The sequence below is a fragment of the Thalassospira sp. MCCC 1A01428 genome (assembly GCF_002115825.1).
GTDB lineage: Bacteria > Pseudomonadota > Alphaproteobacteria > Rhodospirillales > Thalassospiraceae > Thalassospira.
In genome coordinates this window covers 41827-63578 of sequence record NZ_JFJZ01000010.1, presented here as the reverse complement: position 1 = coordinate 63578, position 21752 = coordinate 41827, and the positions used below count along the sequence as shown (strand labels likewise).

At 52.8% G+C, this 21752-nt stretch carries 16 protein-coding genes; 12 read left to right on the top strand and 4 right to left on the bottom strand.

Annotated elements, in window-relative coordinates:
* The first annotated feature begins 271 nt into the window (after positions 1 to 271).
* The 7 genes from tolB to THS27_RS10435 all read left to right on the top strand — a co-directional run bounded on the left by tolB (position 272) and on the right by THS27_RS10435 (position 9392).
* Entirely contained in the window at positions 272 to 1642 is a 1371-nt protein-coding gene (gene tolB, locus THS27_RS10465) for a Tol-Pal system beta propeller repeat protein TolB (RefSeq protein WP_085590556.1), read from the top strand.
* Positions 1643 to 1771: 129 nt separating this feature from the next.
* Complete coding sequence (gene pal, locus THS27_RS10460; RefSeq protein WP_085590554.1) at positions 1772 to 2275, top strand: peptidoglycan-associated lipoprotein Pal; 504 nt, start codon at positions 1772 to 1774, stop codon at positions 2273 to 2275.
* 145 nt (positions 2276 to 2420) lie between these two features.
* Positions 2421 to 3593, top strand: coding sequence for a tol-pal system protein YbgF (gene ybgF, locus THS27_RS10455; RefSeq protein WP_246832922.1), 1173 nt, complete (start codon positions 2421 to 2423; stop codon positions 3591 to 3593).
* Between the two features lie 16 nt (positions 3594 to 3609).
* The gene (gene tilS, locus THS27_RS10450) at positions 3610 to 5127 is read left to right on the top strand and encodes a tRNA lysidine(34) synthetase TilS (protein WP_168184871.1); all 1518 of its coding nucleotides are present in this window, start codon (positions 3610 to 3612) and stop codon (positions 5125 to 5127) included.
* A gap of 111 nt (positions 5128 to 5238) precedes the next feature.
* Positions 5239 to 7176 carry an ATP-dependent zinc metalloprotease FtsH gene (gene ftsH, locus THS27_RS10445; RefSeq protein WP_085590548.1) on the top strand — a complete coding sequence of 646 codons (1938 nt, stop codon included), beginning with the start codon at positions 5239 to 5241 and terminating at the stop codon, positions 7174 to 7176.
* 19 nt (positions 7177 to 7195) lie between these two features.
* On the top strand, positions 7196 to 8314 hold the full coding sequence (gene folP / locus THS27_RS10440) for a dihydropteroate synthase (protein WP_085590546.1): 1119 nt from the start codon (positions 7196 to 7198) through the stop codon (positions 8312 to 8314).
* Between the two features lie 313 nt (positions 8315 to 8627).
* A complete protein-coding gene (locus tag THS27_RS10435; RefSeq protein ID WP_085590544.1) occupies positions 8628 to 9392 on the top strand; it encodes a response regulator transcription factor in 765 nt (254 codons plus the stop codon).
* 200 nt (positions 9393 to 9592) lie between these two features.
* Here THS27_RS10435 and THS27_RS10430 read toward each other — a convergent pair whose 3' ends face one another.
* Positions 9593 to 11596 (bottom strand): sensor histidine kinase, encoded by a 2004-nt coding sequence (locus THS27_RS10430; protein WP_168184870.1) that lies wholly within the window; start codon positions 11594 to 11596, stop codon positions 9593 to 9595.
* 83 nt (positions 11597 to 11679) lie between these two features.
* On the bottom strand, positions 11680 to 13722 hold the full coding sequence (locus tag THS27_RS10425; RefSeq protein ID WP_168184869.1) for a sensor histidine kinase: 2043 nt from the start codon (positions 13720 to 13722) through the stop codon (positions 11680 to 11682).
* A gap of 374 nt (positions 13723 to 14096) precedes the next feature.
* On the opposite strand from THS27_RS10425, the gene glmM reads away from it, so the two are divergent.
* The 4 genes from glmM to THS27_RS10405 are packed head-to-tail and all read left to right on the top strand — an operon-like array spanning position 14097 to position 17243.
* Complete coding sequence (glmM, locus tag THS27_RS10420) at positions 14097 to 15446, top strand: phosphoglucosamine mutase (RefSeq protein ID WP_085590537.1); 1350 nt, start codon at positions 14097 to 14099, stop codon at positions 15444 to 15446.
* Positions 15447 to 15502: 56 nt separating this feature from the next.
* Positions 15503 to 16303: a bifunctional hydroxymethylpyrimidine kinase/phosphomethylpyrimidine kinase gene (thiD, locus tag THS27_RS10415; protein ID WP_085590535.1), complete on the top strand. Its 801-nt coding sequence runs from the start codon at positions 15503 to 15505 to the stop codon at positions 16301 to 16303.
* A gap of 23 nt (positions 16304 to 16326) precedes the next feature.
* Complete coding sequence (locus tag THS27_RS10410) at positions 16327 to 16887, top strand: DinB family protein (protein ID WP_085590533.1); 561 nt, start codon at positions 16327 to 16329, stop codon at positions 16885 to 16887.
* Complete coding sequence (locus THS27_RS10405; protein WP_085590531.1) at positions 16884 to 17243, top strand: hypothetical protein; 360 nt, start codon at positions 16884 to 16886, stop codon at positions 17241 to 17243. Before THS27_RS10410 ends, THS27_RS10405 begins: the two co-directional genes overlap by 4 nt.
* A gap of 15 nt (positions 17244 to 17258) precedes the next feature.
* Here the strand turns inward: THS27_RS10405 and THS27_RS10400 are convergent, their stop codons facing one another.
* Positions 17259 to 18134, bottom strand: coding sequence for an AEC family transporter (locus THS27_RS10400; protein WP_085590529.1), 876 nt, complete (start codon positions 18132 to 18134; stop codon positions 17259 to 17261).
* A 271-nt stretch (positions 18135 to 18405) separates the two neighbouring features.
* On the opposite strand from THS27_RS10400, the gene THS27_RS10395 reads away from it, so the two are divergent.
* On the top strand, positions 18406 to 19047 hold the full coding sequence (locus THS27_RS10395) for an HAD-IIIA family hydrolase (protein ID WP_085590527.1): 642 nt from the start codon (positions 18406 to 18408) through the stop codon (positions 19045 to 19047).
* A 6-nt stretch (positions 19048 to 19053) separates the two neighbouring features.
* Here THS27_RS10395 and THS27_RS10390 read toward each other — a convergent pair whose 3' ends face one another.
* Positions 19054 to 21123: a tetratricopeptide repeat protein gene (locus tag THS27_RS10390; RefSeq protein ID WP_085590525.1), complete on the bottom strand. Its 2070-nt coding sequence runs from the start codon at positions 21121 to 21123 to the stop codon at positions 19054 to 19056.
* Between the last annotated feature and the right edge of the window lie 629 nt (positions 21124 to 21752).

The window sequence follows — 21752 nt, the reverse complement described above, 5'->3', positions numbered from 1 at the left end:
TTTTATGCCGTGATTGTTTGAGAAGACGTTTAGCGATATTGGTAAGCCTTTGAAGACAGGCAGGAATCGGATATTAACATGAGGCAACTTTTAGAAATGCTGCATAGCGAAATCTGCATGAAATGATGTGCTAAAACCGCAATGCAGCCCCCTGAAAGTGCCGCTGGATTAAATGCAATTCTAGCGCAAATTCACGTCCAGTTTTGACGCGCGTGAATTGACGGGTTAACGAGCTATCCTTTTGAAAACGCGTGGAGAAAAGCGAGGCAGGATGACAACCAAGACCAAGGCTTTTAAACGACACTGGCATGTACGCGGGCTGGCTGGCCTGTGTGCCCTTGCCGTTGCTGTTGGCTTGACCATTGCTGCGGCCGCCCCGGCGCAAGCAGAACTGCGTGTTGATATTACACGCGGTGAAGTTAAACCGATGCCGATCGCCGTGACACGTTTCGCAGGCGAGGGCGTTTCGGAAACCGATGTCGGGCAGAATATTACAAAGGTGATCAGCAACGATCTGGCGCGCTCGGGCCTTTTCAAAACGATTGATGAAAAGGCCTTTATCCAGAGCGCCAGTTCGCTGGCGGTCAATCCCAACTTTGCCGAGTGGCGCACAATTGGCGCCCAGGCCCTGGTCAATGGCCGGGTCCTGACCGAGGCAAACGGGTTATTGCGAGTGGAATTTCGGTTGTGGGACGTTCTGGCTGAAAACCAGATGGCCGGTGTTGCCTATCGCACACAGCCGGGCAACTGGCGGCGGATCGCCCACAAGATTGCTGACGAGATCTACAAACGTATAACCGGTGAAACCGGGTATTTCGATACCCGCATCGTTTATGTGTCCGAATCGGGACCGGCAACAAACCGGACCAAGCGGCTGGCCATCATGGACCAGGACGGTGCAAACCATCGTTTCCTGACAGACGGCAAGTTTCTTGTTCTAAGCCCACGGTTTTCGCCGACCGCGCAGGAAGTGGTCTATATGTCGTATTTTAACGACAAGCCACGGGTTTACGTTCTTGATATCGACACCGGAGAGCTTGAACTTCTGGGAGATTTTCCGGGGATGACTTTCGCCCCGAGATTTTCACCAGATGGTAATTCGGTGGTCATGAGCCAGGCCCTGGACGGCAATAGTGAAATTTATTCGCTGGATTTGCGCACCCGCGAAAAGCGCCAGTTGACGCGGCACCCCGCGGTTGATACATCGCCATCCTATTCGCCTGATGGATCGCGCATTGTTTTCAACTCGGACCGTAGTGGCGGACAACAACTTTACGTGATGAATGCAGATGGAAGTGGCGTGCAACGGATCAGCTTTGGTGGTGGATTATATTCCACACCGGTCTGGTCACCACGCGGCGACCTGATCGCCTTCACGAAGACGCAAGGAGGTCGGTTCTATATTGGTGTTATGCGGCCAGATGGCAGTGGTGAACGGTTGCTGGCCGAGGGGTATCTCGTAGAGAGCCCGACATGGGCACCGAATGGTCGGGTTTTGATGTTCCATCGCCAAATCCCGTCCAAGGACGGAACCAAGGACAAATATCGCCTGTTTTCGATTGATTTGACCGGTTATAACGAACGTGAAATCGTTACACCGGCGGATGGTTCGGATCCGGCATGGTCGCCCTTGATTCCCTGATTTCTCAATTGTATAGTCTTTGCGAAACACCGTATGCGATTCGTTTTTAAGGCGAGCATGTGATGGTGTCGCGAGACATGGTAAAAACCAACTCGGGCGAATGCGTCCGGTGTTAAGGGGAAAACTTAAATGAAACTTCGGATTCTGAGTGTTTTTGCTGCTGCTGCTCTTTTGGCCGCTTGTGAAACAGCACCGGACAGTTCTGCGAATTCGCAGGGCGAAGGTGTCTCTACAATGAACCAGCCTGCTGATACCACCACTTCCAATGCGCTTTCTGAAAGCAGCCCGGAATGGTTTGCAGTCAATGTTGGCGATCGCGTCTTCTTTGACTACGATCAGTATGACCTGTCGGCAGAAGCCCGTCGCACTCTGGAACTCCAGGCTGCATGGCTGAAGAAATACCCGCAGTACACTGTTCTGGTTGAAGGCCATGCCGACGAACGCGGCACGCGCGAATACAACCTTGCACTCGGCGAACGCCGTGCGAACTCTTCCAAGGATTATTTGATTGCGTTGGGCGTTGAACCGTCCCGCATCGAAACCATTTCCTATGGCAAGGAACGCCCGGTTGCTCTGGGTCATGACGAAGCCAGCTGGGCCAAAAATCGCCGCGCTGTAACGGTTGTCCGTTAATCGCGCGCTGGTTTGAAAACCGGTTTGATTTCAGGCGCCTGTCCCGGTTTCGGGGCAGGCGCCTTATTTTTGCCGTTTGACAGCGCAACGATTTTTGTTTGAAATCTGTTGCATGTTACTGAGTTTGACCAAAAAGGACCGGGAAATGATCCGACCAGAACCCGTCATGATCCGTGGCGTTTCCTTGCTATCTCGCAAAGTGGCCCCTGCTGTTTTGTCTGTTTCGCATAATACACGCCCGTCGTTGCTGGCAAAAATGGGCTCGCTGGTGATTTTGGGTTTTTTGACAGTCGGGTTTACGTCCCCGGTTATGGCGCAGGACGCCTCGATGTCGCGCCAGGTCGAGCAGTTGCGCAAGGATCTTGATTTGCTGCAACGCTATGTGTACCGCGAAGGCCCGCCTGCCAGTGGCGGGGCCGCTTCAGCAGGTGCGGTAACCGGCGGGGCCGACAATACACCGGCCGCCGCGCGCCAACAGGTTCAAATCGATAATTTGCAGGCCCAGATTACCCAGTTAACTGGCCAGATCGAAGAGCAAGGTTACAAGGTTCGCCAGATGTCGGATCGGCTGGATCGCCTGATTTCGGACGTTGACTTTCGCCTAAGCCAGCTTGAAGGCAAAAACACCCAGACCGGGCAGGCTGGTACAGGTGCCGCCGCCGGTGCGATGGCAGGGGGCATGTCCGCCCCGCAAGACAACACTGCAGGCAGCACCGCTGCGCCGGGGAACAGTGCTTCTGGTGGCAATCTGGGCGGGGCCACTGGCGGGCAGCCTTTGGATAAAAATGGTACGCAGTTGTTTGGCGTGATTAAAGGGCAGGGGGAGGCACCCGAAATTCCATCCGGCCCGCAAGGAAATAGTAGTGGTGCAGGTGCTGCCGGTGCCGCCGCTGCGGGGACGGCAAGTGCGGCTGATGGTGTCCTGCCTGCAGGAAGCCCGCAGGACCAGTATCGTTATGCGTTTGGCTTGTTGCGTCAACAAAAGTTCCCCGAGGCTGAAGCTGCCTTACGTGCCTTTGTTAAAGCCCATCCGAAGGATCCTTTGGCAGGGAATGCCCAATACTGGCTGGGTGAAACATTTTATGTACGGGGCAATTACGATCAGGCTTCACTGGCCTTTACCGAAGGCTTCCAGAATTATCCCGATAGCCCGAAAGCAGCAGACAATTTGTTGAAACTGGGTATGTCGCTGGCGAACCTTGGCAAAACGGACGACGCCTGTCTGACTTATGATCATTTGCTGTCTAATTTTGAAGGGTCTTCAACGGTTATTCTCGACCGTGCCCGTCAGGAAAAGAAAAACCGCAACTGCAAATAAGGCGCTTGTGGCGATTATGACCAATAGCGAGCCCGAACAACAAGCGGCGTCAGACGGTGTTCCCGTTGACGCCGCTTCCTTTTCCGCCCTGATGTCTTCCTTTGCCCCGTTCGAGACAGCGCCACGCCTGATGGTTGCTGTTTCGGGGGGCGTGGATAGCATGGCGCTGACCCTTTTGGCGGCACAATGGTGTGCTGAACGGAATGGCAAGGTGCTGGCAGTGACCGTTGATCACGGTTTGCGCCCGGCTGCCGCAGCCGAGGCGCAATGGGTGCGGCTGCAACTGGCGCAATACGGTATTGATCACCGGGTTTTGCATTGGCAGGGGCCAAAGCCGGGGGCGGCGATCCAGCAGGAAGCACGGGCGGCCCGGTATCGGCTGATTGACGAACTTGCCGCGCAACTGGGCATTTTGCATGTTCTGGTGGGCCATCATTTAAATGATCAGGCTGAAACGATCATTATGCGCCAAAACCATGCCAGTGGCCCGGTGGGGCTGGCGGGGATGTCAGGGCAACGATATTTACGCCATTGTCGTCTTTTGCGGCCATTATTGTCTGTCCCGCGTAAAAACCTGGTTGCGACGCTTCGCGGGTTTGCGCCGCCAAATTCCGGCCAGGTGGAGGATGGACAGAAATGGCTGGAGGACCCGTCCAATCGCAATTTGGCGTTTGAACGGGTGCGTATCAGGCAGGAATTGCGCGAACGGCAAAATTTATCATCAGGTGCAATATCACTGCACGATTTTGGTGCCCTGGCTCGGGCCCGTCAACATATTGAAAATGCTGTTGGCGCGTTTTTAGCCCGTCATGTTTATTTGGCACCTGACGGGGTGGCCGCCGTTAACTGGCCCGGCTTCAAGGATGATCAAAGCGACCCCAAAAGACCCGGAAGGGGCCGCATATCGGGATTGTCTGATTTTGATATTGCCGCCTATGGCATCGGTCATGTTTTACGCTGTGTCGGCGGGGCAAGTTATGCTCCGGCACGAGACTCGGTTCGCCAGATTCTACAATTAATACGGCAAAGTGAACCTGCACGGCACAGTCTTGCCGGGTGTGTTCTGCATCGGCGGAAAAATCATATCCTAATTTATCGCGAGGCCGGGCGGATGGATAAAACGCCACAGCCTGTATGGCCCGGACAGAAGAACAGGTGGGATCACCGGTTTGAATTGCAGCTTGAAGGGGGTGTGAAACCCGCGACAGACGGGGATTTTGCCGGTTTTTCGATTGCGCCGCTTGGGATGTGTGACCCGTTTCACAAGCGGGCTTTTCGCCGTGCGATGGCGCAATTTGTGCCATTTTGGGCATCCCGCCCGCGTCAGGCGCTGGCTGTTTTACCCGTTCTGTTGTGGCAAGATCAGCCTTTATCTGTCGCTGGCCTTGAGATTTGTGCGCTTTCCGACGTATTATCCGCCGCCGGTTGCCCGACAGCTCAGTTGGAGCTGTTTTGGGCAATCAGAGTGACGTGGCGGTTTGCGCCATCGACCCCTTTGTGGGAAGGTGGTTTTAAATTCGTCGCAAATCCGTGACTTCGTACTTGCGCCGGGCCAGCCTGTTATTATCTGATGGGTCAGGTCATGTCGCGGGGTGCCTGCCGCGTAGTGGCGGATATTGTTCGCGACCAGTAGCTTGGAAAGAATATGGGAAAAAATCTCGCACTGTGGGTCATCATAGCCATTCTTTTGGTGGCTTTGTTTAACCTGTTCCAGTCGCCATCCGGACGGTCGGGCCAGTCACAGCTGGCATTTTCAGACTTTCTGTCGGATGTTGATTCCGGGCAGATTTCTGAAGTGACCATTCAGGGCAAAACTCTTACGGCGCAAACGCGCGACGGTCGCACCGTCAATGTGTACACCCCGAACTACCCCGACCTTGTTGATCGACTGAACAAGAAGGGCGTTCGTATTGTTGCCAAGCCAGAAGAATCGCTGTCGCCGCTGATGAGCGCGCTGATCAGCTGGTTCCCGATGCTTTTGATTATTGGTGTGTGGATTTTCTTCATGCGTCAAATGCAGGGCGGCGGTGGCAAAGCCATGGGTTTTGGCAAATCAAAGGCCAAATTACTGACCGAAAAGTCCGGTCGGGTGACCTTTGAAGACGTTGCCGGTATTGAAGAAGCCAAAAACGAACTTGAAGAAGTTGTCGACTTTTTGCGCGATCCGCAAAAGTTTCAGCGTCTTGGCGGCAAAATCCCCAAAGGTATGCTTTTGGTCGGCCCTCCGGGGACGGGTAAAACCCTTTTGGCACGTGCCATTGCAGGCGAAGCGAACGTGCCGTTCTTCACCATTTCGGGTTCGGACTTTGTTGAAATGTTTGTGGGTGTCGGCGCATCGCGTGTGCGTGACATGTTCGAACAGGGCAAAAAGAACGCTCCTTGCATTATCTTTATCGACGAAATTGATGCCGTTGGGCGTCATCGTGGTGCCGGTCTTGGCGGCGGTAATGATGAACGCGAACAGACGCTGAACCAGCTTCTGGTCGAAATGGATGGTTTTGAAGCCAACGAAGGCGTGATCCTGGTGGCTGCTACCAACCGTCCCGACGTTCTGGACCCTGCATTGCTGCGTCCGGGCCGGTTCGATCGTCAGGTTGTGGTGCCAAACCCCGATCTGGAAGGCCGTGCGCATATTCTTGGTGTGCATGCCCGCAAAATTCCGCTGGGACCGGACGTTGAACTGCGGACGGTTGCACGCGGGACCCCGGGTTTCTCGGGTGCGGACCTGGCGAACCTTGTCAATGAAGCTGCCCTTGCGGCCGCTCGCCTTGGCAAGCGCGTTGTCACCATGTCGGATTTCGAAAACGCCAAGGATAAAGTCATGATGGGGGCGGAGCGCCGTTCCATGATCATGACCGATGATGAAAAGAAACTGACAGCATATCACGAAGGTGGTCATGCGTTGGTGGCTTTGCATACACCGGCTTCCGATCCGATTCACAAGGCAACCATCATTCCGCGCGGTCGTGCATTGGGTATGGTGATGCGCCTGCCGGAACGTGACCAGGTTTCAAAATCCTACGAACAGCTGATTTCTGATCTGGCTGTTGCCATGGGGGGCCGTGTTGCCGAAGAACTTATTTTCGGCAAGGACAAGGTTACCACCGGGGCGTCGTCCGACATCAACATGGTCACGCAATATGCGCGCAAGATGGTGACGGAATGGGGCTTCTCCGAAAAACTGGGTAACGTGAAATATGTGGATAACCAGGAAGAAGTGTTCTTGGGTCACTCGGTTGCCCAGCACAAGAACGTTTCGGAGAAAACTGCTCAGCTGATCGACGAAGAAGTTCGCCGGTTCTCGGATGAGGCGCTTAGCTTTGCCCGTCGCGTTTTGACCGAACATATTGACGATTTGCATGTTCTTGCCAAAGGGCTTCTGGAATATGAAACCCTGAGCGGCAAGGAAATCGAAGCCTTGCTGCGTGGCGAGGAAATCAATCGTCCGGGACATACCGGTGGCACAGGTGCCGATAGTGGTACTCCGGGTCGTCGTTCTGCTGTTCCGACATCGCGCACACGCAAGGAAAACCCGGGTGAAGGCGGGGGTGAATTGTCACCCGAGCCGCAGCCGGGCAGCTAAAATGAAAGTTTGCTAACCTATGGACAAGATCGAAGGATCGGTCCTGCGAAGCCCCGCCGATGTGCGGGGCTTTGCTGATTTTGATGGACCGTTATACTACGTACCTACCGGCTTTATTGACCGCGCGGATGACCCGCAAACGCTGCCACTGGCAGGTGGACGTCGGGGGTTTTCTGCACTTGAGATTATCCGCCGTCGTGAAAACGGCGGGGCGCAAAGCATGATTTTGCCGTTACTTGCTCTTGAAGGGTGGGTTCAAAATTCCGGCCGGGTAGACGAAATCAATGCTGTCATAGACCGTTTAACGGGCAATCGCCGCGCATTCGCCAATCAGGATATGGATAGTTCCCATATCATGGGCATTGTCAATGTTACCCCGGACAGCTTTTCTGATGGGGGGGATCATAACACGGTAGAACGTGCCATTGCCCATGGCCGGGCTTTGGCCGGGCAGGGCGCATCCATTCTTGATATTGGTGGTGAATCTACCCGTCCCGGTGCGGCGGCAGTTTCGATTGAAGAAGAAATTGAACGCGTTGTTCCTGTTATCCGTGCCCTTGCCGATGACGGGCATTGTGTTTCGGTTGATACCCGCCATGCGGCTGTTATGGCAGCAGCAATGGAGGCTGGCGCACAGATCGTTAATGATGTGACGGCGCTTGAAGGCGAAGAAGCCTCGCTGGAATTTGTCAGCCAGTCTGATACGGCGCCAGTCATTTTGATGCATATGCAGGGCGAACCAGGCACCATGCAGGACAATCCCCGGTATGATTGTGTGGTGCTTGATGTTTACGATTACCTGCTGGACCGTATCGAAAGTTGTGAGCGCGCCGGGATTAGTCGGGACCGCATTTGTGTCGATCCAGGTATCGGATTTGGCAAATCGCTTACGCACAATATCGAACTTCTGTCACGCCTGTCTATTTTTCACGGTTTGGGATGCCCGGTTTTGCTGGGCGCATCGCGTAAATCCTTTATCGGTAAAATTGATCCGTCGGCATCGCCAAAACAACGGTTGGGCGGATCATTGGCCGCGGCCCTGAATGGCTGGCGCCAGGGAATGCAGATTTTGCGTGTCCATGACGTGGAACAGACAGTGCAGGCCTTAAGCATCGCATCGGCCATTGGCACAGTATAACGCCGACGGATCGTGTTTTTATGTTCGTTTGAAAAAGGTGGGGGCGATAAATGTATCGTTTCCACCTTTTTCTTTTTGCGTTTAACCAATTCTGTCAATTTCTGACACGGGATGCTTCTGGCTTGCTATTGACGTCCATTGTCTTCATATCTGTATCACCGGAAGAACTTTTTCTAGTATGCAGTGTTGCATCTGCGTCACCTGTTTTCCCGCCGGTAGGATAAAAATACGAACCCGATTGAATATTGACATCGTTGTGGTGCAATATTGTAAAAGCGTTTCTGGTGCTATCGGGTCGGTCGGAGCAGAATAAATGGCTGCGTGCATTTTTGTGGTCGAAGACAATGAAGACCTCAATCGCGATCTTTGTGAATATCTGGAGATTTGCGGGTTTGATGTTGTCGGGTGTGAAAGTGGCCAGGAATTTCATCGTGCCCTTGAAGACTTAACTCCAACCGCCGTTATTTTTGACGTGATGTTGCCTGATGCCGACGGGTTCGATCTGGCACGCTTCACCCGCAATAAACTTGATTGCGGGATCATGATGCTGACATCGCTTTCAGGAATGGATCAACATTTGGCTGGCTATCAGTCCGGTGCTGATGTCTACCTGACCAAGGATAGCCCGCTTTCGGTAATTGAAGCTGCCTTGCGCCCCTTATTGCGCCGGGTGACAACCCCAGGGCCCGATGCCGCAAATGAAACAGCGTCGGAAGGTGAGGATGATTGCTGGAAACTTGACCGTCTGAACTGGACATTAACGTCGCCAAAGGGTGGCAGTGCAGTGTTAACGGCCGGGGAACGTACAATTATTAGTGTTTTGATCGACGCTAATGGCGGGTGGCTGACCCGTCCCGATATTGTCAAGGCGCTGGGCAAGGCAGATACCGCTGAAAATTGCCGAAACCTGGATACAGCCATTCGCCGTGTTCGCCAGAAAATTACCAAAGATACGGGCGATGAATTGCCAGTTCGCACGGCATACGGCCGGGGATACGCATTTACGTCACCTGCATTGATTGTTGGCGAAGAAGTCGATGTCGACGTGTCGCCGGTAAAAGTTCGTTCCAACGCGTAATATCAAATGTCCGGATATGCTGTTTGCAATCGGCCAAAAGGACCGGTTCGGTGCGTGTTTGAATAATACAGTGTTTGATCTTGTTGGTGCGGCCTGATTTTTGAGCTGGCTGAATAAATATTAGGTTTGTTTTACCCTGGCCTTCCGGCATGGTCTGGTTTTGTTGGCTGCACTGCCTGTGTATAGGTTGGGCTTGCGTGTTATAGCGATGCTTCAAGTGGCAGGATAATACGGATATTAAATCCTTGTTCCGCCCCTGAAACAATATCGGTTTTACCGCCGTGCGCGGCAATGATGCGCTGGGTGATGTGCAGGCCCAATGCAATTTCATTGCGCGGGGTGATGGTTTCCAGATTGGTTTTTTTCTCGTAAAACCGGTTCGGTCCTGAATTCTGCTCGAGAGTGCTTTGAATCGAAAACATGGAATTGCGCAGGGTTTCAATGTCCACTGCCTTGGCCCCGTCCAACCCCGGATGGGATATGTCTATTTTCAGTGTCATATTGTATTCTTCGTGCGCGACCAGCGAAATGGGTTCTCCTGGCTGGTGGCGGCGCGCATTTTCGATGACATTGGTAAGTGCCAGCCCCAGCAAGGTTTCATCCGCATATAAAACGTTATTGGCCCCGCCGTTATAAACAAGGTCAAGTTTGGCGTTTTCACGCTGGGCCAGAGTGATAAATTCCTGAAGAAAGCCTTTGGCCGGGATCAGTTTGCGGGCCAGGGCAAATTGCGGGGCATTCAGGTTATCCTTGCCTAAAAACACATCAACCAGTCTTGCCAGTTTCCCTGACTGGTCCTGAATGCGTTTCAGCCGGTCTGTTACAGGGCGGGGAACGCCATGCTCGCCACGGGCAAGGGCATCTTTGTTCAGACGCAGTGTTACCATTTCAGCAGCCCGCTGGATCACGGCCAAAGGGGTGCGAAATTCGTGCGATAGCATGGAAACCAGTTTGCGCTGTTCCTGAACAATCTTTTCTGTACTTTCAGCCAGATTGGCAGCTTTCAGGCGATCTCGGTCAATGGCTGTAATGCGCAATGCCATCAGCACGCTCATTAAAACAAGATGTGCCGCCAGCGCAAAGGGGTATGCTGCAGCGGTTATGTCATTGACGGGCAGGAAGTGATTTAGGGCAAGGTAATATACCATCAGGGCGGTGGTGGGCACCGCCATCACAGTCAGGTAAATCCAGTGAACAATAAAACGCGGATTATGAATGATGCGCCGTATCAGAAAACTAATGTAAATTAACATGATACATGTATGCGATAACTGACAGTAACTGGCAAAGGTGGTGTAAAGTGGCGATGTCGCCGTGACAGACCCCAATAAAATAATGATGGAATAGCTATAGAAAATCTTTTTGCAAAACCGGCATTCCGAACCGATATCAAGAATATTGACCCAAAGCAGGCTGGCTGCCGCGATGTTAATGGCCGTTCCTGCCCCTACCAGCAAATCATTGGTATAGGGCCATTCCGGGGCAAAAAGTGTAAGAAACAACCCTCCAACAGCTGATGATAATGTGCCAAATGCCGCCAGGCAGGCGCCATAAAGTGCAACAGCGTAATCACGGATAAAAAAGCCGATCACCACGTAAATGATCGACATCATCATCAAAACGCCAATAAAAAGCCCCTTTGCCGCCAGGCCCAGCGACCACCGGCTGATTTGAGCATCATTTGATAGCAAGGATGCTTCGATAAATTGAGTGCTGTTGGACTGTGTGCGAATGTAGAGGGTATATTTACCCTTATCTATTGCCGGAAACGGAGCCAAGTGTTCCGGTGCCAAAACAGGACGTTGGCTTGAAGGAACATGATCGCCCAGGAGTACCGACCAAATAGGCACCGGATTGTCTTTTTGGGTCAGATACAGGTTGATCACGTTCAAAAAGATGGGGCCGATATCGATGTGGCGGCTTTCGCGGATCGGGTTGGACGCGATCAAATCAATGCGATACCAAATAGCATTGTTGGTATAGCCAAAGGCCGGGACTTTGGTATGGGCGGTAAAGGCACTGTCGGGCAGGGCGCGAATGTCGTTTAGGGTTTTGTTCTGTTCCGGGTCCTGGTAACTGGCAATATGTCCGGTGAATAAAATATCGTCCGACAAAGGTGCTGAAATATCGACCGGAGGGGCCAGGCCAGCGTGTGCCGGGCTGTAATGGGCGTCAGTCCCTGCTATCAGGCCTATAATCATCATCAACAGCAACCCTGAAACAGGCCTGTGCGATTTTAGATATATCAGCGCGCTTTTATATTTGGCCAAGGCAGTAAACAGCATGGTCAGTCTGCCCCCGTCTTGCGTGCATTTCGGCCCGACGTAATCCGTTGGGTATTGCGGTGGCGGATATTGTAAATGGTTGCTTCGCGATCAATTGGCAGTTTGAAAATAACTGTGGTGCCACCTTTTTCGGCGACCGACATTGTGATCGCCCCGTTATGGGCTTCGAGAATGCGGCTGGCGATATGCAGGCCCAGGCCAACGCCACGGGTACCATCCGAGGTTTTACCCCGATAAAATGCCAGGGAAACCTGTGACAGGTCTTCTTCGTTCATGCCGGGTCCGTGGTCTACCAGGCGGATATAGGCATATCCGTCGCCCCGATGATTGCAATCAATTGAAACAGGCGATCCTGGCGCGTATTTTCGTGCGTTTTCAATGACATTAATGATGGCAAGTTTTAAAAGGGTCGGGTCCGCGTTGATGGACGTATCGGCATCGCCGTGCAGGGTAATATCAATTTGTGTGCCTTCCTGATCAACGGAACCGATAATACCGGCAAGGAACTCAAACAGATTGACGGTTTGGCGGTTCAGGGTGAACGCTCCGCGATCAAGGGTGTCTTTTGTCAGAAAAACATCCACCAGCCCGGATAATTGACCTGCGTGGTTACGGATGCGCGCCATGCGATCGGCGATACCTTCACCGGCATCACCAAGATGCAACGAAATTAACTCGGCTGATCGTTGAATGATTGCCAGTGGTGTTCGAAATTCGTGACCTAACATGGTAATGAATTCGCGTTGTTCTTCGGCAAGAAGGCGGGTTCGATGGCGCCGGCTTTGTGCTGCAATCCGCGAGTTTTCAAGATAACTGGTGCGATACGCCATCGCTATTCCCATCAGGATCAGATGGAAAATGGTAGCTACCGGATAAACAACCCGGGTGAGCTGGTTTGTTGGTGCCGCGCCGACCAAAGAGGCAACATAAAGGGCAGCTGCAATGCAGGGAAGACCCAAAGCGACCAGATAAAACAGGTGCATGCCCCGCGGAGTGAGCCAGACACGATAGATCAGGCAGATAAACATGCTCACAAGCACGAGCAGGTGAAACGACAGAAAATAATGACCAAATTCGGTGTAATAGGAGGTCGGCGATGTTAGCACCATCGAGGCCGCAATACCGGCATAAATACAATAAGCCCGATAGAGACGCTGGTTTAACTGGCGCAAGTTAATAACCGTAACCCACATCATGACGCTGGTTGCCACAGACAGGGCCGAACCGCCACCTGTTACGATGTCATTTAAAGGAGGCCATAGAGGTTGCAACAGTAAAAGGCCCAATCCGGAAAGACCAATGCACGTTATTGCCACTGACAAAACGTAATTGCCATACCAGAACAGCGAAATATCGCGGATCAATACACCGCCGACAAGATAAACGCCGCCAATAACCGTCAGGGCTGCGACCAGAATGCTTGACAGGATCAGGGCGCGCCCGCCTTTTGACATCAGGGTCGAATCATTGCGAAAGCTGGCTGACAGGGTGTTGGTGCTGGTTGTTTCCACCCGAAAAACAATGCTGTATTTACCCGGCGCAAGATCAGGAAGGCGGGTTGTCGGGTAGCGGCTTTTTATGGTGTCGCTGGTTGCCTTGATGGCATCACCCAGCAGGTCGCGCCAGACGAATTTTTGCGCATTTATGCTAAAGATCGCGACATCAATCCGGTTAAGGTAAGGCGGGCTTATTTCCAGAAACAGGCGCATATTGTGTGATGTCGCTGTTTCCGGTGTGTCGGGAAATTCTACTTCAAATTCTGCCCGATACCAGACTGCGTCACGGGTATATCCCGCACCGATCGAATTGTGGACCGGGACAAAATCCTTGGCAGGCCGCTCTACGACTTCGCGAAACGACAGAATTCGTTCCGGGTCGTTCAGGCGAACGATATACGGGTCCAGCGACATGTCAAACAGGGCCTGCTTGCCTGGCGGTGTAACTGTCAGACGTGCGCCCTGGGCATGTGCGATGCTTCCGGTCAGGAAAAGAACGGTATAAAAGACAGCAATCAGAATATAAAAAATGGACCGTTTTTTTTGCATTTCCGTTTGTTCGGGGATGCGTTCCGGTCGTGTTTGTTGGCCAACACTTTGCACGTTATGCGAAAGTTGCCGGTATATCCCCATTGCTATTTTTTTTGACGGTATCAATCCCCTGGACCCTCAAAAACCACCCCGTTTATGTGTTAACGTTAAATCAGGCCTGATGCCATTGCTTTGTTATGCGGATTTGAACCGCTTCATTGTCCGGTATATACAAAACCATCTGTTTGGCTGGGGCAGGTATAAGAAGAAGAATGGACAAGCCGGTGGCATTCTGACCTGACTTTGTTATAACCGCAGACCGAAACCGGACGATCAAGCAAGGAACCCGGTTGTTGAGATGCCGGATCAAGCATAGTGAAAGAACACAACACATGAGCCGCAAGTATTTTGGGACCGACGGGATCCGTGGAACTGCCAACAGTGCGCCGATGACGGCCGAAGTCGCCCTTAAGGTTGGTATGGCCGCAGGGCAATATTTTACCCGCGGCAACCACCGTCATCGTGTGGTGATCGGCAAGGATACCCGTTTGTCGGGTTATATGCTTGAACCAGCCCTGGTCGCCGGTTTTACATCCATGGGGATGGATGTAATTCTGGTGGGGCCAATGCCTACGCCTGCGGTTGCAATGCTGACCAAATCGATGCGGGCCGATATTGGTGTGATGATTTCCGCATCACATAACCCCTTTGAAGACAATGGCATCAAGCTGTTTGGCCCGGATGGTTTCAAATTATCCGATGCGGTTGAAAGCGAAATTGAAGCCCTGATGGAAAGTGATCTTTCGGCTTTGCTGGTGCCGGCCAAATCATTGGGCCGGGCAAAGCGCATTGAGGACGCACCGGGGCGTTATATTGAAGCCGTTAAATCGTCGTTGCCGGGGCATGTAACGCTTGAAGGATTACGAATTGTCCTTGATTGCGCCAATGGTGCCGCCTACAGCGTTGCACCGATGGTTTTGCGTGAACTGGGTGCAGACGTTATTGAACTTGGCACCACACCAAACGGTTTTAATATTAATGATAATTGTGGTTCGACCCACACCAAACCCATGTGCGACCTGGTTGTTGCGCAAAACGCCGATGTCGGCATTGCCCTTGACGGGGATGCTGACCGTGTTCAGATGTGCGATGAAAACGGTCGCCTGATTGATGGCGACCAGTTAATGGGGCTTGTAACCACGCATTGGCACAAAACCGGCCAGTTGCGCGGCAATGCCCTGGTGGCAACGGTGATGTCAAATCTGGGTCTGGAACGGTATCTGGAAAATCAGGGATTGCGCCTGATCCGTACCAAGGTTGGGGATCGTTATGTGGTCGAGCAGATGCGTGCCCTCGGTTGTAATGTTGGCGGTGAACAGTCCGGACATATTGTGTTGTCGGACTTCGCCTCGACCGGTGATGGCTTGCTGGCATCCTTGCAGGTGCTGGCTGTGCTGGCGGGGCATGACGGCCCGGTATCACAGATGACCCATGTATTTGATCCGCTGCCGCAAGTTTTGAAAAATGTGCGTTATGCTGCCGGTACCGACCCCTTGGGCCATACCAGTGTGATCGAGGCAATTTCCGCTGCGGAAAAGTCGTTTGACGGTAACGGCAGAGTGCTTATTCGCAAATCGGGCACTGAACCGTTGATCCGGGTGATGGCCGAAGGCGATGATGCTATCCATGTCGAACGTGTTGTTGATGGTATTATTGCGCAAATCAATACGGTAACCGCCTAAAGCCGGTTCAGGCTTCGGCTTTCCGCAATTTGGGTTTGAAGAACAGGAGATTCCCGATGAAGGGGCGTGTGTTGATCCTTGCCGGTTCTGATAGTTCCGGGGGTGCGGGTATTCAGGCAGACATTAAAACCGTGACTGTGCTGGGGGGCTATGCCGCCACGGCGATTACAGCCCTTACGGCACAAAACACCCAGGGCGTGTTTGGCGTGTTGGGGATCGACCCTGCCTTTATCATCCAGCAGGCTGAATTGATGCTCGATGATATCGGTGCGGATTGTCTGAAAACCGGTATGTTACATTCTGTCCCCGTGATCAAGGCTGTTGCCGGCTTGCTGGATGGCAAAGCGGCCGGTGTGCCTGTGGTGATTGATCCGGTAATGATTTCGCAAAGCGGATCACGCCTGTTGGAAGAAGATGCGGTTGAAAGCCTGATCAAACTGCTGATACCGCGTGCCACTGTTTTAACCCCTAATATTCCCGAAGCAGAAGTTTTGTCTGGTCTTCGCATTACCAGCGAGGCCGATATGATTTTGGCGGCAGAAAAGATTGGCGCGATGGGGGCCAATGCTGTTCTGGTCAAAGGCGGGCATTCCGAGGGAAACAGGATTGTCGATATTTTGTGGGATCGTGAACACGGTATTTCCGGCTTTGAAGAAGACCGTATTCCGTCGAACAATAACCATGGTACGGGCTGCACCCTTGCCAGTGCCATTGCAACAGGGATTGCCCAGGGGCTTGATCTGGGGGATGCGGTGGCGCGTGCGCGTGCTTATGTACGTGAAGCCATCCGTACCGCCCCTGATTTCGGCAAGGGGAATGGCCCGCTAAATCATGCCCATCCCGTCACCGGTGAATAACCCGCAATAGAAAGCCACGTGTTATGCCCATGCGCACGGCAATGCCGGGAACATCGTTTTTTGATCAGGCCCGTAATAATGCCTGGTCGAATTTTCGTTTATTGGCCTGTTGTGAAAAACTGCCGCAGATAGAGCTAACAGCAGGGCGCACGTCATTTTTCCCAACAATCCTGCAAACCCTCAATCATATCCTGATCGTGGATTGGTATTATATTGATGCCCTTAAATCCGGCGGTCGGGGGCGGGATTGTTTTACCAGTGCCAACCCCTTTGCCGATATAACGACCCTGGCCGAAGCCCAGCGCGCCAGCGATGGTGAATTGCTGGATTTTTGCGAAAAACTGACAGGGGACGCTGCCCTGGAAATGGTAACACTGGACCGAGGCAAGGGCGAAACGGCCTATGAGACAGCAGGGGCGGTGTTGTCGCATTTGTTTGTGCATCAAACACATCATCGCGGGCAGGTTCATGCGATGTTATCGGGAACGCCGCAAAAACCGCCCCAACTTGACGAATATTATCTCGATTGCGACGCCGTTTACCGCGGAAGCGATTTTCAGGATATTGGCTGGAACGATAAATGATGCATTTTATTCGCGGACGAATGGCCCGCCGGTTATTGGCCGTGGGTATTATTGCCATTTTGGCATGGTCAACACTGGGCGGCCCGCGCGAATGGTTCGCCAATCAGATATGGCCCGATAATGCGGCCCCGTGGGAAAGTGTAACCGCCGTTTATTACCCCGATAAAAACGATCGGTCGGCCTTGAAGTTTGCGGGCGAAGGACTTGATAGCGTTGAAAAATGCAAGGACGTTGTGCGTAAGCTGGCGGGGGAAAACAATGACCCGGATTTAACACGTGGATCTTATGATTGTGCGGTGGGGTTCTATCCCACCGACGACCATACCGGCCATTACCGACTGAAAATTACGCCCTGATTGCCGGCCAGACTGTTACAGAACATACCATAACAGGGCAGGCAGGCTGATTGCAGCGAGAAAGGTTGATGCAATAACAACCCCGGCAACTTCTTCGGGGTCGTTGTCGTATAGCTGGGCAAACAGGTAACAAAAAACCGCGACCGGCATTGAACATTGCAAAATCACAACCCCTCGGGCCGCTCCGTCCAGCCCCAGAATTTCCGATAATCCAAGACCGACACCAAACCCCATCGCCAGACGCAAAACCGACAGGCCGATACTGCGAAGCAGGCTGACCGGTTTAAGCCGTGCCAAAGATACACCCAATGTAAACAGCATTAACGGGATGGTGAGCTGGCCGATCAGATCGGTGGTGTTGTAAAGCCAGGCCGGAACCGGGGTTTTGGTTGCCAGAAACACAATTGCAATTAATGTTGCCGGAACAATCGGCATTTTCGCAAGCGAGCGAATTGAAAATGTGCCGGCGACAAACGCCACGCCAACAGTAAGTTGCAACACAATCATCGCGGCAAAAAATGCCACGGCCAATGCCAAACCATCATTGCCAAATGCCAGCAAACACAACGGTAACCCGACATTGCCAATATTGGGCCAGCTTAGCGATTGCAAATAGGTACGCGGGGATAGCTTGAACAGTTTCAGGATTGGCCAGCCAATGGCAATAAAGGCCAGAATGGAAAGAACCGCTGCACTGCCCATCGACAACAGGGCATCTGCGCCGAGTTTAACGGTGGCAAGGGCGGCAAAGGTCAGGCACGGTGTGCCAAAATAGGTCACAAGCGATGTGACAAGGGATGTATCAAAATGTTTGCCGGCCCGTGCCCAGAAATATCCCAGACCGGTTGTGATAAAAACCGGTGCCAGAATGGCAAAAATATTGGCAAACATGGATCATCCCCCTGACAACTACGCCAGTCTTGGTAATTGCCATGTTCTGGCAGGGTCCGACAAGTTAATAATGGTAATACCAGTTATAATGCCGATGTTTTATCGGCTGTTTTCTAACCATCGAAAGCCGTATTGTGAAACTTCCTAAATGTGGGGCCGTTATATTTGTGCCTTGCTGTAAGGCATTGGTTATCCCATTTTAAGGTTGCCGGATTTAAGCCGGGTACTCTTAGTTTCGCAGTTAACACAGTGCTGGACAGGCATTTTTGATATGACCGATTATTCTTTTGTGCGCCGGCACCTGATCGACCCGTCGCCCAAATGGCGGGATCAGCGCAACCCTTTGCCAGCTGTTTTTCTGGATCGTGACGGGGTAATAAACGAGGAAGTGCATTATCTGTCGCGATCGGAAGACATGGTGTTGATCCTCGGTGTGGCACAGGCCATTGCCCGGATTAACGCAGCAGGCGTGCCGGTTGTGGTTGTGACAAATCAATCCGGTGTGGCGCGCGGGTTCTTAACCGAAGACCAGTTGTATGATTTGCATATTCGGATGACGGAGCTGCTGGCCGATGCCGGGGCAAGCGTACAGGGTATTTATTATTCGCCGTTTCATACTGATGGGCAGGGTGAATATCGCAAGGAAAGCATTTGCCGCAAGCCCGGCCCCGGTATGATTTTTGCCGCCTGCGAGGATTTTGCAATTGATCGGCCTGAAAGTGTGCTGGTTGGTGATAAAATTGCCGATATTCGCGCGGGCAATGCCGCAGGCCTTAAAACCGTGATGGTGCGGACAGGACATGGCGCCAGGGAAACCTTACTTCCCGCCGCCGCCGAGGAGGCCGGATTTATTGCAGACGACCTGTTGGCTGCAGTGAACCAGTTGTTTGCCAGTGGTGCCATCGCCAAATAGGACCGGTTACTGTATGCACCACAGCCGCCAGACATCACGATAGGCCTCCTCAAAATCAGCGGCAATCATGCGGTGGTCCATCATGCTGGCTTTCATTACCCGGTCACGCAATGTTCGCCGGATCATGGACAGGGCATCAATATCGCGGCCCAGAAGCACGGCTTTTTCGACATATCCATTGCGGGTTTCGGCGGCCAGCGCATCCAGCCCGACATCGCCAAGCACCCCAAGCCCGCACCGTGCCGACGGCATGGTGCCAGCCAGTGTTACAAAAGGCACCCCATGCCATAACATGTCGCAGCCTGCAGTAATGTTATTGGCAGGGAACGGATCCAGCCCAATGTCTATCTGGTCATAAATGGTAATGTTCCGGTTTTTATCAGGGTTAATCCCGTGACATGTGATGCGATCAACATGCAAACCGGCCTGACGGGCACGATCCAGAAAATTCTGGCGGACAAAATCATCATGCAGTCCTTCCGCCTGTATGATCAGGCGGCTACGGGCTGCTTTGTTCATAATCCGTGCCCAGCTGTTTAAGACCGTATCGCTAATGCGCGGTAACGTACCGACAAAGCCATAGGTCAAATACCCGTTTAGCAGGGCAGGCAACGGGCCGGTTGCCGGGCTGTCCTCGGGCGGGGTATAGGCAAAGCCGGCATGGGGCAGGCGGTGTAATGTTTCGCTACAAAGGCGGTTTTCGGCCGCACCTGCGGCTGTCATGTCAACATGGCCGAACATGTGGTCAATTTGACCGATGCCGGTTGATGCATGATAAAATGTGACCTGTACGGGGGCCGGGCGATAGGCAAATACCTCGATCGGGTGGTCGCGTGTGAAACCCGATAAATCAACCAGAATATCGATTTTGTCCTTTCGGATGCGATCTGCAATGCGTTCGGCATCCTGCCCTGCCACATCGCGCCAGCTATCGGCGACAATTTGCCACTGGCGGGTGATGTCGTCGTGGCGGGTGACGGCGGAATATAAAAACAGTTCTATATGATTGCGATCATGATGGCGGGCCAGCCCCATTAACCGTGCATATAACGGGTGATCGCGAAAATCGGGCGATATCCAGCCAATGCGAAGGCGCCTGTCAGTGCTGCGGGTATTGGCAAATTTGGGCGGGGATGCAAGGGGGGGTAAATGTGATCGCGCCCATTGTCGTGCCTGTTTTAAATATTCCGGGCCGTCAAATTGCGGCAAATACAAAAGGGCCGACAACAGCCGCGCATGAAAATCCGCACGGGCCGGGTTTTTTTCGACCAAAGCAGCAAGGCGGGCAACCCCGTGGGCCGTATCGCCCCCCCGGATCAGAATGTCGGCAAACAGGGCTTCGATATCGGCCAGTTCAGGGGCGTGTTCACGGGCGGCTTCCAGCACGTTGCTGGCTTGCTGGTATCGGCCTGATGCGATCAGGGATGTCGCCATATTGACCATTGATGGCACATGATCGCTATGGATGCTTAACGCACGTGAAAACAGGTTTTGGGCCGCGTCGATATGACCCAGTCGCAACAGAACAGCGCCAACCTGGTTGATTTTATCTGAATCAAGTTTGGCGGCTTCGGCAGCATTTTCAAATGCCATCAGGGCGGCTTCATATTGTCCTAACGCATTCAGGGCTTCGCCAAACAGCAAAAATGCATCAAAATTGCCGTTATGCAGGTTCAGCATTCGCCCCAAAAGGTCGATTGTCTGGCCATAATTGCCGCGGGCCTTTTCAAGGCGGGCCAGATGAAACAGGGCGGTTGGGAAATCGCCGTGATAACTAAGGGCCAGGCGAAATTCGTCAATTGCGCGGTCTATTTCGCCGTTGGCTTCCAGGGCAATGGCATAGTTGCACCGGGCCGCCGGGTTGGCCCCCATGCGCGAAATGCAGCTTTCGAACAGTTCCAGGGCTTCACGATGCTGCCCCTCGCGAGTCAGCAGGGTGGCAAGAAGATGCTCGGCCTCGTTATGGTTCGGGGCGATATCGAGAACGCGGCGGTAAATTTTTTCCGCTTCTTGCAGGCGGTTGCCTTCGTGGGCCGCCAGCCCGCGCCGCAGCAATGTTGAAAGCTCGGCTGTCATGCAATGCCTTGTTTTTGATGTCCTGTCCTATAATGACGTAACCGGGGCCGGTTTGTCATCTTATTCGGATGTTAGTGCTTTAACATCAAATGCTTTAATACCTGGAAATTGACAATGCTATGGCCTGTCGCCAGTGCAACGGTTCTGTCGGCGATCAAATGTGACGGCTGGCATTGCAGCATTCCGGTTTGCAGACTACGTGCGAAGAAAGCAGGCATCGATAATGCCGGGCGTGTGATGTTTGTGTATACCTGTCGCTATCCAAACCGTGGCGAGCCATTGCTGTGGCAATGAGTGTTACGGTAACTCCAAAAAAAACCCCAGCCACAAACGGGCCGGGGCGAGAATGGGAGTGGGAGAATCGCCTGGCGGCGATAATCGAATATTAAAATATTCTTTCGTGACGGCACCGTCTCCTATTCGTTTGATTGATCTTGTGGGTCTTTGGGATAGGGTGATTGGCGTACATAATCCAATGGGGCAGTGCATTTGGGTTAGTGCGGTTATGGCTGCTGGTTCGCCCGGTTTTTTGCCTGTAAGCTGACAGGTATAAAAATACCCGCATGGCAGGTTTGTCGAAACTTTCAGCCAAAAAACTGTAAAACAACGCCAAGTCTGTGCTAGAACGC

What these genes read in the sequence shown, in the direction of transcription:
- tolB (WP_085590556.1), top strand. Translation starts at nt 272, where the DNA reads ATGACAACCAAGACCAAGGCTTTTAAACGACACTGGCATGTACGCGGG.
- pal (WP_085590554.1), top strand. Translation starts at nt 1,772, where the DNA reads ATGAAACTTCGGATTCTGAGTGTTTTTGCTGCTGCTGCTCTTTTGGCC.
- ybgF (WP_246832922.1), top strand. Translation starts at nt 2,421, where the DNA reads ATGATCCGACCAGAACCCGTCATGATCCGTGGCGTTTCCTTGCTATCT.
- tilS (WP_168184871.1), top strand. Translation starts at nt 3,610, where the DNA reads ATGACCAATAGCGAGCCCGAACAACAAGCGGCGTCAGACGGTGTTCCC.
- ftsH (WP_085590548.1), top strand. Translation starts at nt 5,239, where the DNA reads ATGGGAAAAAATCTCGCACTGTGGGTCATCATAGCCATTCTTTTGGTG.
- folP (WP_085590546.1), top strand. Translation starts at nt 7,196, where the DNA reads ATGGACAAGATCGAAGGATCGGTCCTGCGAAGCCCCGCCGATGTGCGG.
- THS27_RS10435 (WP_085590544.1), top strand. Translation starts at nt 8,628, where the DNA reads ATGGCTGCGTGCATTTTTGTGGTCGAAGACAATGAAGACCTCAATCGC.
- THS27_RS10430 (WP_168184870.1), bottom strand. Translation starts at nt 11,596, where the DNA reads ATGATGATTATAGGCCTGATAGCAGGGACTGACGCCCATTACAGCCCG.
- THS27_RS10425 (WP_168184869.1), bottom strand. Translation starts at nt 13,722, where the DNA reads ATGCAAAAAAAACGGTCCATTTTTTATATTCTGATTGCTGTCTTTTAT.
- glmM (WP_085590537.1), top strand. Translation starts at nt 14,097, where the DNA reads ATGAGCCGCAAGTATTTTGGGACCGACGGGATCCGTGGAACTGCCAAC.
- thiD (WP_085590535.1), top strand. Translation starts at nt 15,503, where the DNA reads ATGAAGGGGCGTGTGTTGATCCTTGCCGGTTCTGATAGTTCCGGGGGT.
- THS27_RS10410 (WP_085590533.1), top strand. Translation starts at nt 16,327, where the DNA reads ATGCCCATGCGCACGGCAATGCCGGGAACATCGTTTTTTGATCAGGCC.
- THS27_RS10405 (WP_085590531.1), top strand. Translation starts at nt 16,884, where the DNA reads ATGATGCATTTTATTCGCGGACGAATGGCCCGCCGGTTATTGGCCGTG.
- THS27_RS10400 (WP_085590529.1), bottom strand. Translation starts at nt 18,134, where the DNA reads ATGTTTGCCAATATTTTTGCCATTCTGGCACCGGTTTTTATCACAACC.
- THS27_RS10395 (WP_085590527.1), top strand. Translation starts at nt 18,406, where the DNA reads ATGACCGATTATTCTTTTGTGCGCCGGCACCTGATCGACCCGTCGCCC.
- THS27_RS10390 (WP_085590525.1), bottom strand. Translation starts at nt 21,123, where the DNA reads ATGACAGCCGAGCTTTCAACATTGCTGCGGCGCGGGCTGGCGGCCCAC.